The 15,066-nt window shown below is 49.3% G+C and carries 14 protein-coding genes; 12 read left to right on the top strand and 2 right to left on the bottom strand.

Annotated elements, in window-relative coordinates:
- From KDK13_RS18065 to KDK13_RS18015, 11 genes are all read left to right on the top strand, one after another.
- On the top strand, positions 1-1,121 hold a 1,121-nt coding region (locus KDK13_RS18065), incomplete at its 5' end, for a hypothetical protein (protein ID WP_257286391.1).
- Between the two features lies 1 nt (position 1,122).
- Entirely contained in the window at positions 1,123-1,530 is a 408-nt protein-coding gene (locus KDK13_RS18060) for a type IV pilin protein (protein WP_257286390.1), read from the top strand.
- 120 nt (positions 1,531-1,650) lie between these two features.
- A complete protein-coding gene (locus KDK13_RS18055; RefSeq protein ID WP_257286389.1) occupies positions 1,651-2,196 on the top strand; it encodes a GspH/FimT family pseudopilin in 546 nt (181 codons plus the stop codon).
- Positions 2,103-2,804, top strand: coding sequence for a type IV pilus modification protein PilV (gene pilV / locus KDK13_RS18050; protein WP_257286388.1), 702 nt, complete (start codon positions 2,103-2,105; stop codon positions 2,802-2,804). The genes KDK13_RS18055 and pilV overlap by 94 nt, the downstream gene beginning before the upstream one ends.
- A 3-nt stretch (positions 2,805-2,807) precedes the next feature.
- Positions 2,808-3,602 carry a PilW family protein gene (locus tag KDK13_RS18045; protein WP_257286386.1) on the top strand — a complete coding sequence of 265 codons (795 nt, stop codon included), beginning with the start codon at positions 2,808-2,810 and terminating at the stop codon, positions 3,600-3,602.
- A gap of 2 nt (positions 3,603-3,604) precedes the next feature.
- Complete coding sequence (locus KDK13_RS18040; protein WP_257286385.1) at positions 3,605-4,078, top strand: hypothetical protein; 474 nt, start codon at positions 3,605-3,607, stop codon at positions 4,076-4,078.
- A 3-nt stretch (positions 4,079-4,081) separates the two neighbouring features.
- The gene (locus KDK13_RS18035; RefSeq protein WP_257286384.1) at positions 4,082-4,399 is read left to right on the top strand and encodes a hypothetical protein; all 318 of its coding nucleotides are present in this window, start codon (positions 4,082-4,084) and stop codon (positions 4,397-4,399) included.
- Positions 4,400-4,630: 231 nt separating this feature from the next.
- Positions 4,631-7,426: a pilus assembly protein gene (locus KDK13_RS18030; protein WP_257286383.1), complete on the top strand. Its 2,796-nt coding sequence runs from the start codon at positions 4,631-4,633 to the stop codon at positions 7,424-7,426.
- On the top strand, positions 7,423-7,818 hold the full coding sequence (locus tag KDK13_RS18025) for a type IV pilin protein (protein ID WP_257286382.1): 396 nt from the start codon (positions 7,423-7,425) through the stop codon (positions 7,816-7,818). The genes KDK13_RS18030 and KDK13_RS18025 overlap by 4 nt, the downstream gene beginning before the upstream one ends.
- 189 nt (positions 7,819-8,007) lie before the next feature.
- Positions 8,008-10,095 (top strand): EAL domain-containing protein, encoded by a 2,088-nt coding sequence (locus tag KDK13_RS18020; RefSeq protein ID WP_257286381.1) that lies wholly within the window; start codon positions 8,008-8,010, stop codon positions 10,093-10,095.
- 273 nt (positions 10,096-10,368) lie between these two features.
- Positions 10,369-11,991 (top strand): NAD+ synthase, encoded by a 1,623-nt coding sequence (locus KDK13_RS18015; protein ID WP_257286380.1) that lies wholly within the window; start codon positions 10,369-10,371, stop codon positions 11,989-11,991.
- A gap of 22 nt (positions 11,992-12,013) precedes the next feature.
- Here KDK13_RS18015 and coaE read toward each other — a convergent pair whose 3' ends face one another.
- Entirely contained in the window at positions 12,014-12,646 is a 633-nt protein-coding gene (gene coaE, locus KDK13_RS18010) for a dephospho-CoA kinase (RefSeq protein WP_257286379.1), read from the bottom strand.
- Positions 12,643-13,524, bottom strand: coding sequence for an A24 family peptidase (locus KDK13_RS18005; protein ID WP_257286378.1), 882 nt, complete (start codon positions 13,522-13,524; stop codon positions 12,643-12,645). Before KDK13_RS18005 ends, coaE begins: the two co-directional genes overlap by 4 nt.
- Before the next feature lie 573 nt (positions 13,525-14,097).
- Here KDK13_RS18005 and KDK13_RS18000 point away from each other — a divergent pair.
- Positions 14,098-15,066, top strand: a 969-nt coding sequence (locus tag KDK13_RS18000) for a hypothetical protein (RefSeq protein WP_257286377.1), incomplete at its 3' end; no start/stop codon positions are given.

The raw sequence follows: 15,066 nt of genomic DNA, 5'->3' as shown, positions 1-15,066 counted from the left end.
TTAATGGCGAGATCGATTGGAGCAATCCGCTGCAAAACGAATGGTACCTGGTGTTTGGCTCCGGGCCAGCGGGCAGCAGCTCTACTGCCCTGAGATCAGCCCTGGAGCAGGGAACGTCGGATCAGAATCTACGGGTTTTCATTTATGATTTGAGTAATAAGGAGTTTGTGTCCGGTTTTGACCCTCTGGAGACTCCTTATTCCAAGGCTTATGCAGGGGATATGATTGCTGAAGACTGGGACCGGGATTACCAGGATGATGCCGTTTACTTCGGCACGGTTGAAACCGGTGGTGTCAGTTTGAGTGGGAAGCTGATGCGGCTCAGGCTGACATCGGCGCCGGGCAACGCCAGTTTGAGTGTGTTTATGGATGCCGGGCAGCCGATTATGGCTCCCCCCATGACGGTGACTGATGAAAACAGCTTCTGGGTTTACTCTGGCACAGGTCGGCTGATGACCAATAGTGACAATCGCAGTACTGAGGCCAACTATTTTTATGGTGTTCAGGAACCGTTGAACAACTCCAGGCAGCTTACCTATGCATCCGTAAGCCAGAGTCGTCTGGTCAATGTGGGGGATGTGGCGGTATTTACCAATGGCGATGTCCGGCAGAAGTCTGGCTCCACCTATACGCCATTTACGCTAGGCTCCCAAACTATCAATAGTTTTGGCACCTTACAGGCAGTGATCGCTGGGCAGGGGGGGTGGAAGCTGCCTCTTAGTGTAGATGGCGCTGGCCCGTCCGGGCGAAGTGTTAACAAGGCAGCCAGGTTGTTCTCCCAAGTCCTGTTTACAGAGTACCGTCCACCTGCAGACAGTTGTTCCATTGATGGTACAAGCTCACTTTATGCCGTTCATTACCTGACCGGAACCGCATCTCCGGGTGCTGTTCTGGAGAGTTTACGCGTGGATAGCCTGGAGCTTGAGCGTTCGTTGAACAATGAAAGTCTGGGGATTGGTTATGCTTCTTCACCGGTGGTCCATCAGGGAGAAAGTGGGAAGCTGACGGCGGTGACCCAGGGAGCTGGAGGCAGTATTACGGCAACAAACCTTGATTACCATTTCAGCTCAGAGGGACGGCAGAGCTGGTGGCAGATTTTCAGCATTCCATGGATTGATTGATATGAATATAAGTAAGCCGGTGCCAAAGAGCCATAAACAGGGTTTTTCATTACCCGAGCTGATCATTGTTGTTGCCATTATTGGTCTTCTGGCAGGTATTGTTTATCCCACCTACAGCCAATATATGTATGAAGTTCGACGCAGCGATGCCCAGGCTGCCTTGACTGCTGCTGCCGCTGCCCAGGAGCGCTGGTACTCCGTCAACCACGCCTATACGGACTCCATGGATAAGCTCGGTGGCAGTGGCTCTCCTGAAGGTTATTACACCCTGAGCGTTGAAGCAGATACCGCCTCATTTACCCTGACAGCGACTGCCCTGAGCAATGGTGTCCAGGCAACGGATTCAGGTTGCACACAGTTCACTGTGAATCATTTAGGCGTTCTGGCCCCGGAAGCGTGCTGGAAATAAGACACGGATTTTGACGACTTCCAGTTTTTATCCTTATTTTTATACCGTCTATCGACTTCTGTCCGTCTGTTTAACCCACACACCTAGATTTAAAGAAAGGCGTCCTCAACAGGGAATCAGGTGGATTTGTTATTGCTTCATACAACGTTAAACCATAAATGCAACCGTGGCTTCACGCTTGTAGAGATGATGATCACCATTGTCCTGATCGCCATCATGGTCAATCTGGTGGTTCCCATCGGGCAGGTTGCTGAAAGGTTCAAACTTGATTACGTGAATCAGCGGATCTATGCCAGTGCTGTTCTGGCCAGAAGTGAAGCGATCAAACGCACTGAAATCGTCAGCGTCTGTCGCTCCACAACGGGGAATTCGTGTCAGGCAGGGGTGAACTGGGCAGATGGCTGGGTTGTTTTCGTTAACCGTAATGGCAATAACAGCATTGACCCCGGTGAAGATGTTATTCGGGTTTATAACCCGGTCAGCAGCCCGGTTGACATTGTCTGGAGCAGCAATGCCCGGCTGCTTAGCTTCAGGCCCAGGGGCAGTGCAGTTCAACAGGGCAGCTTCAGTTTATGTTCAGTGCCAAAAAGATCAACGTTGCAACGGCTGGTGAATATTTCTGGATCAGGGTTGATTCGGAAGCGGGAGGGTCTGCCGTGTTTATAACCAACCATACCGGGCTCACAAATTCCGAACCCGTAAATGCCAGTCCAATAAATACTGAAACAGGGTCGTATCCGGAGCCAGCTTTTCACAAGAGCGGAAGACAACCTGGACCTTTTCGGCAAGCAGGAATTGGCCTTGTTGAAGTCATGATCGGCGTGATAATTTTTGTGGGGGGAGTAATGGCGGTTACTGGTATGCAAAGTCAGGCCATTCGGGCGAATCATGACACTATTCAGCGATCTCAGGCCGTATGGATGGCGAATGCCACCGCTGAGTTAATGAGGTTAAACCCGACCGGGCTTACAAACTCAGCCTATCAGAGAGAGTCATCAAGAGCATCCGCCAATTTGGGTGCCTACTGTCAGGGATCCCCTCCCCGTTGCATAGGATCAACATGTAATCCTGATCAAATGGCGGCGTTTGATATTCATGGCTTGATGTGCACCGGCGCAGATACCATGATCGAACCGAGAATTGACATTAGTTGTGTTGGTTCCTGTGGGGCGACGGATAAAGTCAGTATCCTGATTTCCTGGAGTGCAAGAGGATCAGAAAAAGGTGTTCTTGCAGATCGTCAGCAGTTTGAGTTCAGGTACAACAGGAACTGAATAATGCCAATGACTGACATCATCCATCATCAAAAGGGATTCAGCATTATAGAAATGATGCTGGCCTTTGTTATAGGTCTGCTTGTAACGGGCAGTGCTTTACAATTAATGGTAAGCAACAGTCGCTCCGCCAGTGTGAATGAGTTTATTGCCACGGCCCAGGAAAACGGACGTCATAGTCTCTATATCATGAGCACTGAGTTTCGCAGGGCCGGTTTCAGATCCAGGGCCGAAGCAAATCAAATTCAACCTTTCTATCTGGGCAGCTGTGAAGGGGGAGCGATTTGTACGATTGACGGTGGCGGTACCAATAGCGACAGGGTTGCGATTCAGTATGAACCCATACCAAATCCTGACAATGGTCAAATTCAGGACTGTACAGGAGCAAACGTTACCGCAGGTGCATTGACGGCGGATGTTTATTTTGTAGATCAGGACCCTGCGAACGGTAACATTAATACTTTATTTTGCCGTGGTTATGATCCATTAACGGGAACTGCCAGGGGGAATGCCCAGGCACTGGTTCAGGGCGTGGAGCGGTTGCAGGCACTTTATGGGATTGCCCCGGCAGGGGCGTCAAATATTAACCAGTATGTGACGGCCTCCGGGGTAGCAGACTGGCAACAGGTTTTTGGCATACGTGTTGGTGTCCTGGTCAGTGCCGGAGGGGAATCACGTGTTTTTGATAAAAGGGCCAGAACGTATAATCTGCTCAACAGCGGGAACTTGACCCTGAATGACCAGACACCAAGGTACATGTACGGCACGGCTCTCCGCTTGAATAATACAGGATTGTAATAATGGAAGGTGTCTCAGGAAGAAAAAAGCAGAAGGGTTCATTTTTACTGATTGTCATGGTCGTTATGCTGGTCATGACCTTTACCGGTCTTCTGGTTATGGAAATGGCCATGCTGGAAGAGGTAACCGTCAGTAATGAACAGCGTGTCATTGAGGTACATCAGGTCGCCTACAGCGAGCTGGAAAGTCAGTTAGCTTTTCTTGAGGCCAATCCCCTGAATTTTCATAATGCCCTGGCAGGGAACCAGAGTCTTGCCGTTATCGGCAACCCCGGTGGTTGCTCATCTGCCGGAGGAATATGTCAGACGGTTACCCTGCGGTATATATCTGATGGGCCGCCTCCTGCCGGGTATGCCATTGGCAGTTACATCAGTCGTATTTTTGAGTTGGACAGCACGGCCAAGCTGGATGGAAATGGTGCTACCTCAAGTCAGACCCTGGGGATAATTTTTGTTGATTCATTATCAGGGAGCTAGGTGATGTATAAACAAATAATCAGTGCTGGTATTTTGCTTTTCTGCATAAATGGTACTTTAGCTTTGGCTTCAGGGTACAACGAAGATGGCGGGGAGTTTGTGAAAATAGAGGTAGTTTTCCACAATGATACCTCGGGGTTAATCTGGGCATACCGCTGTTTGTCATGTACGCCAGAACGATTACTTTTTGATGGCAGGACTGTTGTTGAGCTTGGTAATGATCAATATGATGTTTCAATCTTAAAAGATTACAATGGATCATCAGCTACCATTACATGGATCCCGAATACGGCTCAAGTGCTCAGGGTTCTGCTAATGTAAGCTCCCAACATATGAAACTATTTTTTGATGACTATTTAATGCCAGTGTAATGGCATATGGGAAAGAACGGTTGGTATAACATAAAAGGAATTTATTTTGTTTAAAAGAATGACTCTTTGCCTTTTATTGCTGGCTGGTATTGCACAAGCTGATGACACAGAGTTGTTTGTTAAAAGTTTACCGAGTACAAACAGGTCAAATGTCCTTATTGTTACGGACACCTCTGGTAGTATGAGTATCAAACACAATGGGCGTACCCGACTTGATATCACCAAGGGAGCAATTAACAAATTTCTTACCGATACAAATAATATTAATATCAGTTTAATGAGCTTTAACACTAGAAGTTGGCAAGAGTGCGTATATTGGTTTTTGGGATGTTGGAAATATGTAACACGATTTGACTCACAAGGCGGTAATATTAATTTTGCTTCTGAAAATATTGCCACAGGTCGGCAGGGGGCCATTAATGTCGTTAATAGCTTTTCTGCCTTCGGGGGAACGCCGCTGACTGAAGCACTTTATGAAGCCTACCGCTATTTCTCAGGTTCGCACCCGATATTTGGCTCGGGCAGTGTTTCTGCTTCCAAGAATGGCTCCAATTATAAATCCCCAATTGTCTCTCAGTGCCAGAAGAGCTACATCGTACTATTTACTGACGGGGCTCCGTATTTAGACGTTGATGCCAATAATGACGTCCGTAATCTTATCCAGAGTAAGGGCCTTCCTGGTGGTTTGCATAACTTCTGTAACGGTGAGGGTGATTGCCTTGACGAACTGGCATGGTACATTCGCAATCATGATGTGCGCCCAAGTATTCCCGGGAATCAGTATATCACCACCTATACCATTGGTGGCTTTGGCAGCGCGCCTCCTGCTTTGCTGACCAGCACGGCAAATCATGGTGGTGGAAAATATTACGCGGCCAATGATTCCAGTCAGCTCAGTGCCGCTTTATCGGATATTTTGCTCCGGGTAAATGCAACCAACGCTACATTTGCTGCACCAGCCACTTCGACCAGCGCGTTTAATTCGTTTGAAACAGCAGAGGATGTTTATTACATCGTATTTAAACCTGCGGTTGGCCCCGGCTGGAAAGGTAATCTGAAACGCTATCGCCTGGGAAATGATAATAAAATTTATGATGCGAATGGTCATCTGGCCGTTGATCCTGCTACGGGATTTTTTTCTGATACTGCCAAAAGTTTCTGGAGTCGCGCTGTAGATGGGAAAAAAGTGGAAGCGGGTGGTATGGCTGAGCAATTGACTCAGGGGCGTCCGGTTTTCACCAGTGTAACCGGGGATACAAATGTTAGATTAAGTTCCCTTGGCAACCGGTTACATGAAAGTAATTCAAATATCACTTCTGCGATGCTTGGTACGGCAAGTGCCGCAGAAACCTCCAGTGTGCTGCAATGGGCGAGAGGGGTGGATATTGACGACCAGGACAGTGACGGGTCAACCCGTGATAACAGAACCAGTATTGGTGATCCCATGCATACCCAGCCACAGGTGGTCACCTATTTCAAGAACAGTTCGGGTTCCGTTGTTGATAAAACGGTATTCTTTACCACCAATGATGGTTTTTTGCATGCCGTTAATGCTGACAATGGCACTACTGAGTTTTCATATATACCAGAAGAGTTGCTGGATAATTTGAAGATTTACCGGGATGGCTTTGTTAGTGGTGGTGCGAAAAAAGTCTATGGAATGGATGGTCCTATGACTGTCTGGATTAATGATGCTAATAACGATGGAGATATTTTATCATCCAATAATGGCGCTTCGGATTCCGGCGATCATGTCTATCTATATTTATCGATGCGCCGTGGTGGTAATAATATTTATGCATTGAATGTCACTGACAGGCGTAACCCTGAACTTTTATGGGTTATCCGGGGCGATATTGATAATGACCACCGTTCAGATGCAATAGGCGATTTTGGTCGTCTGGGGCAGACATGGTCAACCCCCAGGCTGGCCCGGGTGAACTGGAATGGGAGTCAACGTCAGGTTCTTATTTTTGGGGGAGGGTATGACTTGGCAATTGATGGTCATTCCACCATTCAGAACAGCAATATAGGGAATGCCATATTTATCGTCGATGCCGTCACCGGAAATATGCTCTGGAGAGCCTCAAATAATAATTCCAACCTCAATATCCCGGACATGGTTTACAGTATCCCCGCAGAGCTGACGCCGATAGATACGGATCAGGATGGTGCTGTCGATATGATCTTTGGGGCAGATACCGGAGGTCAGATCTTTCGCATTGATATCAATCAAAACAACACCGGGGCATCGAACTTTGCCAGGGGCGGTGTGGTTGCCAAATTAGCTGGCGCTTCTGCTGCCGATGCCAGACGTTTTTTTGAGCCTGTTGCGGTTGCTATGGGTAAAGATGGCCAGTATTTAAATCTTGCCGTTGGCAGTGGCTTTAGACCGTCACCATTAAGCAAGGGGGTGAATGACCGGGTTTATGTTATTCAGGATCCTTACATTGCCCAGCCCCCGGCAAACTACCGTTATACGCCCAGTGGCGCATATAAGGAATCTGACCTTTACGACGCCAGCAATAATCTGGTTCAGGATGGATCATCAGCTCAGCAAGCGGCTGCCTTATCCAGCCTGAATAATGCCAAAGGCTGGTTTATGAACCTGGAAAGCAGTGGCGAAAAAGTACTCGGCAGAGCAGTGATATACAATGGGATTCTTTTAATTAATTCATTTGCACCGATATCCAGCGCTTCCGCATCCTGCTCACCGGGTTCTGGCGTGAATTTTCTCTATGCCGTCAATATTGAAAATGGGGGCGCTGTGTTTAATTTTGATAAGGCAAGTAGCGGCTTGACTAAATCTGACCGCAAATTTGTTCTTAAGCATGGGGCCCTGGCTCCTGAAGCTTCGATCGTGTCAAGGGGTGCCCAGGGAGGGGAAATCTGTGTAGGAACGGAATGTTTGCAGAATGTGTTAAGGGGCGTTAATCCAATCCCTGTAATCCGGAGGTTCTGGAGAGAAAATCGATGAAAATAATAAATCGGGGTTTCAGCCTGATTGAACTGATGATTGTGATATCGATAATTGGTATTTTGGCAACCATTATGTTACCCAGCTATCGTCAATATGTGACTGAGTCGAGAAGAAGCGAAGGCGTTGCCATGCTCTTGAATGTCATGCAGCAGCAGGAACGGTACTATACCGAGATGTTAAGATATACCACTGACCTGGCAGATTTAGGATTTACGCCCCCGGTAAAGTCTGATAGTGGCAATTACCTGATCCAGACAGCCCGATGTGGCTCAGACCCGCTGGAGCACTGCGTACAGTTAACTGCCGTTGCCCAGGGGCAGCAGACAGCAGATGGTGATATGACGTTGAACAGCCGCGGAGTACGCACACCCCAAAGTCATTGGCGATAATATTCGAGCTATATAAATCAGCAGATAACCGCCGATAGCTTTCTAGTACAGCCAAGCGTTGATATTCATACCGTTCGCACTGAGTGGAGTCGAAGTGCTGTGCTCCGATCCTTCGACTCTGCTCGGGATCCACGGGCTTTACGGGTATTAGAGCTTCACTGCACCAGGAGCAACAGGGAAAGCATAACCATGGCAGCGGGCGACAAGGACTTAATTCGCTTTTTAATCATTGACTCATCAACCAGGGAAGCAGAATCATTCCTGAATGTTTTCCGTGAGTCTGGTTATTCTACTCGGGCAAAGCAGGTCAACTCTCTGGATGACCTGACTGATGCCATGTCAGCACAGCAGAACTGGGATCTATTGTTGATGGGAGAGCCTCCCGAACCGTTAAATTATTCCCGGATATTTGCTGCCATTAATCAGAAAGGTATCGATTTGCCCGGGATCGTCCTGATAAACCCGGATGAAGAAACCGATGGACTGTCGCTGCTTCAAATGGGGGCACGTGCAGTTATACCTCCGGGTCATGGCGAATATCTTTTGACGGTTGCCCTGAAAGAGCTGGAAGACTTGAAGGTCAGGCGACACCACCGACGCATGAGCATCGCCCTGCATGAATCAGAAAAGCAGCGTCGGTTATTACTCGATGATCAGGTTGATGCGGTCGTATACATTAATCATGGACGAATACGGTTTGCTAACACTGCGTTGATTAACCTGCTGGGGCTTCCGGAAGAGGAATCCCTGGATGGAAAATTGTTCAGGGACCTGATCATTACCAAAGATCAGCAGGATGTTGAAGCGTTTCTAATGGGAGTTGAAGAAAGTGGTCAGGCACTGGCAGTCATTCAATGTCCTTTAGTTGCTCACAATGGCTCAGAAGTGCCTGTTTCCATAGTGATTTCCCCGACATCATTTAATGGTGAGTTCACCCTCAGTTTGCAGATTAGGCTCAATGGGGAAAAAGGTGAGCAGGACGGGGTGGATAAAACCCTGGAAAAGTCAGCGCCGGACCCGGAAACAGGGCTATTTAACCGAAAACTGTTCGATCAGGCGCTGGCTATCGCTATTCAGAGGGCGGTAGAAGGTAAGGGTAAGTCAACGTTATGCTTTCTCCACCTGGAAACCCTGAAAGCGACCCATGAACAGCATGGGAAAGAGATTAGCCAGAAACTGTTTAAATCGGTTGCGAAAAAGATAACGTCACACCTTGATGCCATGCACCATGTGACCAGCATGGGGGGGGCCAACTTTGCCGCCCTGCTTCAGGAAGGAGAAGAACAGGGCATTACCACACTAGTGGACAGTTTGCTGGCAGCCGTGACGGCTGAATATACTGTCATTGATCAACATCTGTTGCCGGTCAAACTGTCAATAGGAGCGGTTATTCTCAGTGATACCGTTAGCGATGCCAAGGTATTGACTGACCAGAGTCGTCAAGCCACGGTATTGGCGCAAAAGCAAGGCGGCAACCAACTGTGCTTTTACCAGAAGCGTAAAGCCAGCCCGATTCATTCTGTTGAAAAGCAGCTGGCTGGCATGGTAAGTCAGGCGATAAAGAGCAAAAAGTTCAGATTGAGTTTTCAACCCGTCATCTCCCTTGCAGGATCCGCTGGTGAGTATTATGAGGTCTCTTTTGTCCTGACCGACACGGAAGGGAGGGAACATGAGGCTTCGGCATTCAGGCCACAACTGGAAAAAATCAGTCTGTGGAACAAGCTGGATCGATGGCAACTGATTGAAGCCAGTAAAGCATTGGTGGCCAAGAGAAAAGAAGGAAGTGATACCCGGCTGTTGCTGCATATCGGTGGCTGCTCTGCAACGGATGACACGTTTGTTCCATGGATGAAGGTTGCCCTGAAAGCCGCAGGAATTCCTGCGGATGCCGTTGCCATTGAATTGAGTGAACAGAATCTGGCCTACTATTCAGAAGTGATTCCTGATTTTTTCAAGTCTCTGAAAGCGATGGGGTGCCAGACAGTAATCAGTGAATTTGGTTGTAGCCTCAATCCACTGGAAGGGATTGCCCATCTTGATATTGACCTGGTAAAGCTTGACCACTCCTTCACAGAAGGTCTTAGTGGTGGAAATGCCCAGGAGTTACAGAAAATGATCCAGGCCCTCAGCCAGAGTGGCAGGAAAGTGATTGTGCCTGGTATTGAAAGCGCAGCAGAAATGACTCCTGTCTGGCAGTTTGGCGCTGATTTTATTCAGGGTAGCTATATGCAACCCCCTTCAGAGAGCATGGATTTTGATTTCGGGGCGGAGGGGTAACACCGCCTTTTCTTTAACCTGTCATCCCGCATCTTTTAATCTCTGCTTTCCCTGTGATTCATGGGTTTATCATCTTCATTGGGTATTTCAATTTACAGACGCTAATACTTACAAGACAATACCGTCCCTGAGGCGTTGTTCATCATCTTTTTGTAAGCAGTAAACGGCGATAAGGCTTCCTTGTTTCTCTCCCCCGATGTGACTATTTACAAAAGATTATCAACAGGTTCTCAGATGAAAGAAGTTTCTAAGAAGGGATAGACAGGTATTTCCATGTCAGCAAAGCTCAATATGGTCATGGCCCAGCTGAATCTGGTGGTGGGCGACATTGACGGGAACACGTCCCGTGTCATTGAGGCTGCCGAGCAGGCGCGGGATCAGCTGGATGCGGATGTTGTTGTCTTTCCGGAACTGACCCTTTGTGGTTATCCGCCAGAAGACCTGCTGTTACGGCCCAGTCTGATTGTACGGGTAGAACAGGCACTGAACCGGCTCAGAGTGGTTAAGGGTATTGACCTGGTCATCGGTGTTCCTCTGATGGGGCCCCATGGTCTTGAAAACCAGGCGCTGGTGATGCGTGATGGTGAGATTCTTGTTCGCTACGGGAAGCAGCATCTGCCCAATTATCAGGTTTTTGATGAGAAACGCTATTTTGTTAAAGGTCAGGAGACGGCTCTTTATTCCTGCAAAGGTGTGAGTATTGCCCTGTTGATCTGTGAAGATCTCTGGTATCAGGGGCCGGTTCGCCGGGCTAAAGAGGCCGGGGCAGAGCTGATTATCAGTCTTAATGCCTCCCCCTTCCATATGAACAAGCAGCCTCTGCGTCAGCAAGTGGTCAGAGAGCGCTGTCTGGAGTCAGGCCTTCCTATCCTTTATACCAACCTGGTGGGGGCCCAGGATGAGCTGGTGTTTGACGGGGGCTCCTTTGCCATGAACAGAGATGGTGAAGTGGCTTTTGGGGCAACCTGGTTTACCGAAGATCTGTTCTGCGTTTCCTTTGATAAAGGCTCCATGGCTTTTGACCAGGGAGAGGTTGCTGAAATCCCCGGCGTCTGCTCAAGGGTTTATGATGCCCTGGTGACAGGCGTCAGGGACTATGTCAATAAGAATGGTTTCAAGGGGATCGTTCTGGGATTGTCTGGTGGCATTGACTCTGCCCTGACCCTGGCAGTGGCTACCGATGCGTTGGGTAAGGATCGGGTTCAGGCGGTCATGATGCCCTATCGTTACACCTCCGATATGAGCCTTGAGGATGCGGCAGAAGAGGCGAAAATTCTGGGGGTTGCCTATAAGGTGCTGCCGATTGAACCGATGTTTGATGCCTTTATGGACACCCTGAATACTGAGTTTGCCGGTTATGGCCGGGATACCACCGAAGAAAACCTGCAGTCCCGGTGCCGGGGTGTCATGCTGATGGCGATCTCCAATAAGAAGGGTTACCTGGTGCTGACTACAGGTAATAAAAGTGAAATGGCGGTGGGTTACTGCACGCTCTACGGCGATATGGCCGGTGGTTTTGATGTTCTGAAAGACGTACCGAAAACACTGGTGTTTAAACTGTCCGAATATCGCAATACCCGGGGCTACGTGATTCCCCAGAGAGTGATAGATCGTCCGCCCTCTGCTGAACTTGCTCCCGACCAGGTGGATGAAGACAGCTTGCCGCCTTATGATGAACTGGATCGTATTCTTGAGCTCTATATTGAGCATGACCGAAGTGCTGAGTCCATTGTGAAAGAAGGGTTTGACCGTGATACGGTCTATCGCGTTCTGAGGCTGGTGGATATCAATGAATACAAACGTCGTCAGGCAGCTATTGGTGTCAGAATTACGCCAAGAGGGTTTGGCCGGGATCGCCGCTATCCGATTACTAATGGCTGGAGACCAGGCGTTTAACTAACCTCAAAGCACCTGAGCCTCAAGCGAGGCCCAGGTAAAATTGATGCAGCTTGTTCAATGACCGGTGTAACTGGCTTATGGAACCACTGTTATCAACGATATCATCGGCCCTGCCAACTCGCTGTTTCCGGTCCATCTGGCTATTGAGGATCTGCCTGGTCTGTTCTTCTGTCATCCGGTCACGTGCCATGGTGCGGGACAGTTGAATACGCTCAGGCACATCCACGACCAGCACACGATCAACCAATTCATGTTGACTGGTTTCCAGCATCAGTGGAGAGACCAGTACCGCATAACTTGATTCAGCATGAGTCAGCTCAAGGATTATCTGATCACGTATCAATGGGTGCAGCAGACCTTCCAGCCACTTTCGCTCACTGACATCATCAAAGATAATGGTTCTCAGCTTTCTACGGTCAAGGCTGCCGTTGATCAGAATCTCCGGGCCATAACGCTGTTCAATGGCAGCCAGTGCCGGTTTTCCCGGTTCTACCACCACCCTGGAAGCGATATCCGCATCCACAATGCAAATTCCCCTGTTGGCAAAAAAGTCGGTCACTGCCGTCTTGCCACTGCCAATACCGCCGGTTACACCAACTGTAAAAGGGCGCTGTTGTGGAGAGCGTGGTTGCTGTGAGCCTGCCGTTGTCATCCGTTCAGACCCGAAAAGCTCAGATAAGCCGCAATCAGTTGATCGCCCCAGACCAGGGCAATAAAGCCGGCAATGGCCAGATAAGGGCCAAAGGGAATCGGGTTGGATCGTTCCTGGCGTTTGCTGACGATCAACAGTATCGCTGCAATAGTGCCAACCAGGGATGAGAGCAGAATGATCAGGGGCAGTTTTATCCAGCCCAGCCAGGCTCCCAGCGCCGCCAGCAGTTTAAAGTCACCGTAGCCCATGCCTTCCTTACCGGTAACCAGTTTGAATATCCAGTAAACACTCCAAAGGGCAAGATAACCTGCAATGGCTCCCCATAGTGCCTGTTCAAGGGTTACCACCAGACCAAAGCTGTTCACTATCAGGCCTGCCCAGAGAAGTGGCAGGGTAATATCGTCAGGCAGTAGCTGGGTATCGTAGTCGATCATGGTCAGGGCCAGCAGTGACCAGCCAAACACACAGAAAATCAGCGTATGTAATGTAACGCCGTAGGTCAGGCCAATCATTACCGTCATAAGGGCAGTGAGTATCTCTATGGCCGGGTAGCGAAATGAAATCGGGGTTCGGCAGGCTGAGCATTTACCTCGCAGGCATAGATAGCTGATGACCGGAATATTCTCCCATGCACGGATTTTATGCTGACAGGAAGGACAGGTAGAAGCAGGCACCACAAGGTTATAAGCAGGCAGAGGCTCGGGTGCTTTTTCAGGATGCAAAATCGCTTCGCTTTGCTGCTGCCACTGCCTTTCCATCATAATGGGCAGGCGGTAAATCACCACATTGAGAAAACTACCAACAAGCAATCCAAGGATGGTCAGCACAAAGGCCAAGTAAGGGGTCGAGGTTTCAATAAGTTCGATAATCAGTGACATTCACAGGGTTTCCTCATGGTTATCAGTAGGGCTGGCCAGTCCTCCCTGGCCAGCACCTGATAGTTTGATAGCGTAATAGTGGCATGACTGTTTCCATAATCAAACCTCTGATGTGAAAAGAAAATAACGACAGAAGGAAGCCATCCTTTATCAGAGAGCATTCTCCATCAGCGCTACCTGAAGAAAGCTCTGCCCAAAAAACAAACCACAGTGGAGTGAACCTAATAATCATTTTGTGGTCAAACGGCGGTATTTATAAGTGAGCAGGGTCCTGTTCTGAAAGCAACCGCATCAACCTACGCCCACGCCAGCCCTGCTGGCCGGGTTGGTCAACAAGCCGGTTCAAGCAGGGTTCCAGACCGCTCCAGAAGGACATTTAACGGTAAAAGCGTTTCCAGCCATCGGTCTCATGGAGGTACAGCCTCTGCGCCGGATGACGGCAAACGTTTTGAGGATGCCTATTGGGAAAGAAAACCATTACAAGGGCGTCAAATCACCTCGGCAGGTGTGCTTAAAGCCTATGGGTATGATAAATCATCCCTCAGAAGCGGCTTCTTCCTGCAAAAACTTTGCTTGCAGAACATTCTGCATGGCCATGGAAAAGTATCCCCTGACCAGGTCATTCATGAATTCAATCGGCTGCCGGATCGACGGAATAAGTACAAGTTGGCGCTAGTGCGCTTCAATGCGGAATGTTGCCTGAGGGGCCTGGCATTGAATGGCCGGAAGGTACCACCGGAAGTGGTGGTTAAGGGTTATCAGGCAGTCCGGGCACCACTGGAGCTGGCGCGCTTCAAAGCAGAATGTTGCCTTAGGAACCTGCTGTTGACTGGCCATAAAGTCACACCGGATGCGGTGGTTAAGGATTATCAGGCAGCCGGGGCAACACTGGAGTTAGCACGCTTCAGGGAACAATGTTGCCTGAAGGGCCTGGTGTTGAATGGCCAGAAAGTCACACCGGATGCAGTGGTTAAGGATTTTCAGGCAGCCGGGGCAACACTGGAGCTGGTGCGCTTCAGGGAACATTGTTGCCTGACGGGCCTGGTATTGAATGGCCAGAAAGTCACACCGGATACAGTGGCCAAGGGTTATTACTCAGCCAGGGCATTACTGGAACTGGCACGCTTTAAGGAGCAATGTTGCCTGAGAAGCCTGGTGTTGAATGGCCAGCTGGTCACACCGGATGAGGTGGTCAGGGATTTCCAGGCAGCTAGGACACCACTGGAGCTGGCACGCTTCAAAGCAGAATGTTGCCTGAGGCGCCTGGTGTTGAATGGCCGTCAGGTCATACCGGATGCTGTGGTTAAGGATTTTCCGGGTAGCCCCGAAGGCAAACTGGGGATGGCGCGTTTTAAGGAACAATGCTGCCTGAAGGGCCTGATGTTGAAAGGCCAGAAAGTCACACCCGATGAGGTGGTTAAGGAAATCCCGGACAGTCCGGAAGGCAAGCTGGGGATGGCACACTTCAAAGCGGAGTGTTGCCTGAAGGGCCTGGTGTTGAATGGCCAGCCGATCTCACCGGATGAGGTGGTTAAGGCATTC

Origin of the sequence: Endozoicomonas sp. SESOKO1, from assembly GCF_024606265.1 — a bacterium.
GTDB lineage: Bacteria > Pseudomonadota > Gammaproteobacteria > Pseudomonadales > Endozoicomonadaceae > Endozoicomonas.
The sequence above is the reverse complement of the archived record's forward strand: the minus strand, read 5'-3'. Positions and strand labels throughout refer to the sequence as shown.

Excerpts from the sequence above, each read along its gene's own strand:
- KDK13_RS18035 (WP_257286384.1), top strand. The coding sequence starts at position 4,082 with ATGTATAAACAAATAATCAGTGCTGGTATTTTGCTTTTCTGCATAAAT.
- KDK13_RS18060 (WP_257286390.1), top strand. The coding sequence starts at position 1,123 with ATGAATATAAGTAAGCCGGTGCCAAAGAGCCATAAACAGGGTTTTTCA.
- KDK13_RS18020 (WP_257286381.1), top strand. The coding sequence starts at position 8,008 with ATGGCAGCGGGCGACAAGGACTTAATTCGCTTTTTAATCATTGACTCA.
- KDK13_RS18025 (WP_257286382.1), top strand. The coding sequence starts at position 7,423 with ATGAAAATAATAAATCGGGGTTTCAGCCTGATTGAACTGATGATTGTG.
- KDK13_RS18005 (WP_257286378.1), bottom strand. The coding sequence starts at position 13,524 with ATGTCACTGATTATCGAACTTATTGAAACCTCGACCCCTTACTTGGCC.
- KDK13_RS18030 (WP_257286383.1), top strand. The coding sequence starts at position 4,631 with ATGAGTATCAAACACAATGGGCGTACCCGACTTGATATCACCAAGGGA.
- KDK13_RS18045 (WP_257286386.1), top strand. The coding sequence starts at position 2,808 with ATGCCAATGACTGACATCATCCATCATCAAAAGGGATTCAGCATTATA.
- KDK13_RS18015 (WP_257286380.1), top strand. The coding sequence starts at position 10,369 with ATGTCAGCAAAGCTCAATATGGTCATGGCCCAGCTGAATCTGGTGGTG.
- coaE (WP_257286379.1), bottom strand. The coding sequence starts at position 12,646 with ATGACAACGGCAGGCTCACAGCAACCACGCTCTCCACAACAGCGCCCT.
- KDK13_RS18040 (WP_257286385.1), top strand. The coding sequence starts at position 3,605 with ATGGAAGGTGTCTCAGGAAGAAAAAAGCAGAAGGGTTCATTTTTACTG.
- pilV (WP_257286388.1), top strand. The coding sequence starts at position 2,103 with ATGTTCAGTGCCAAAAAGATCAACGTTGCAACGGCTGGTGAATATTTC.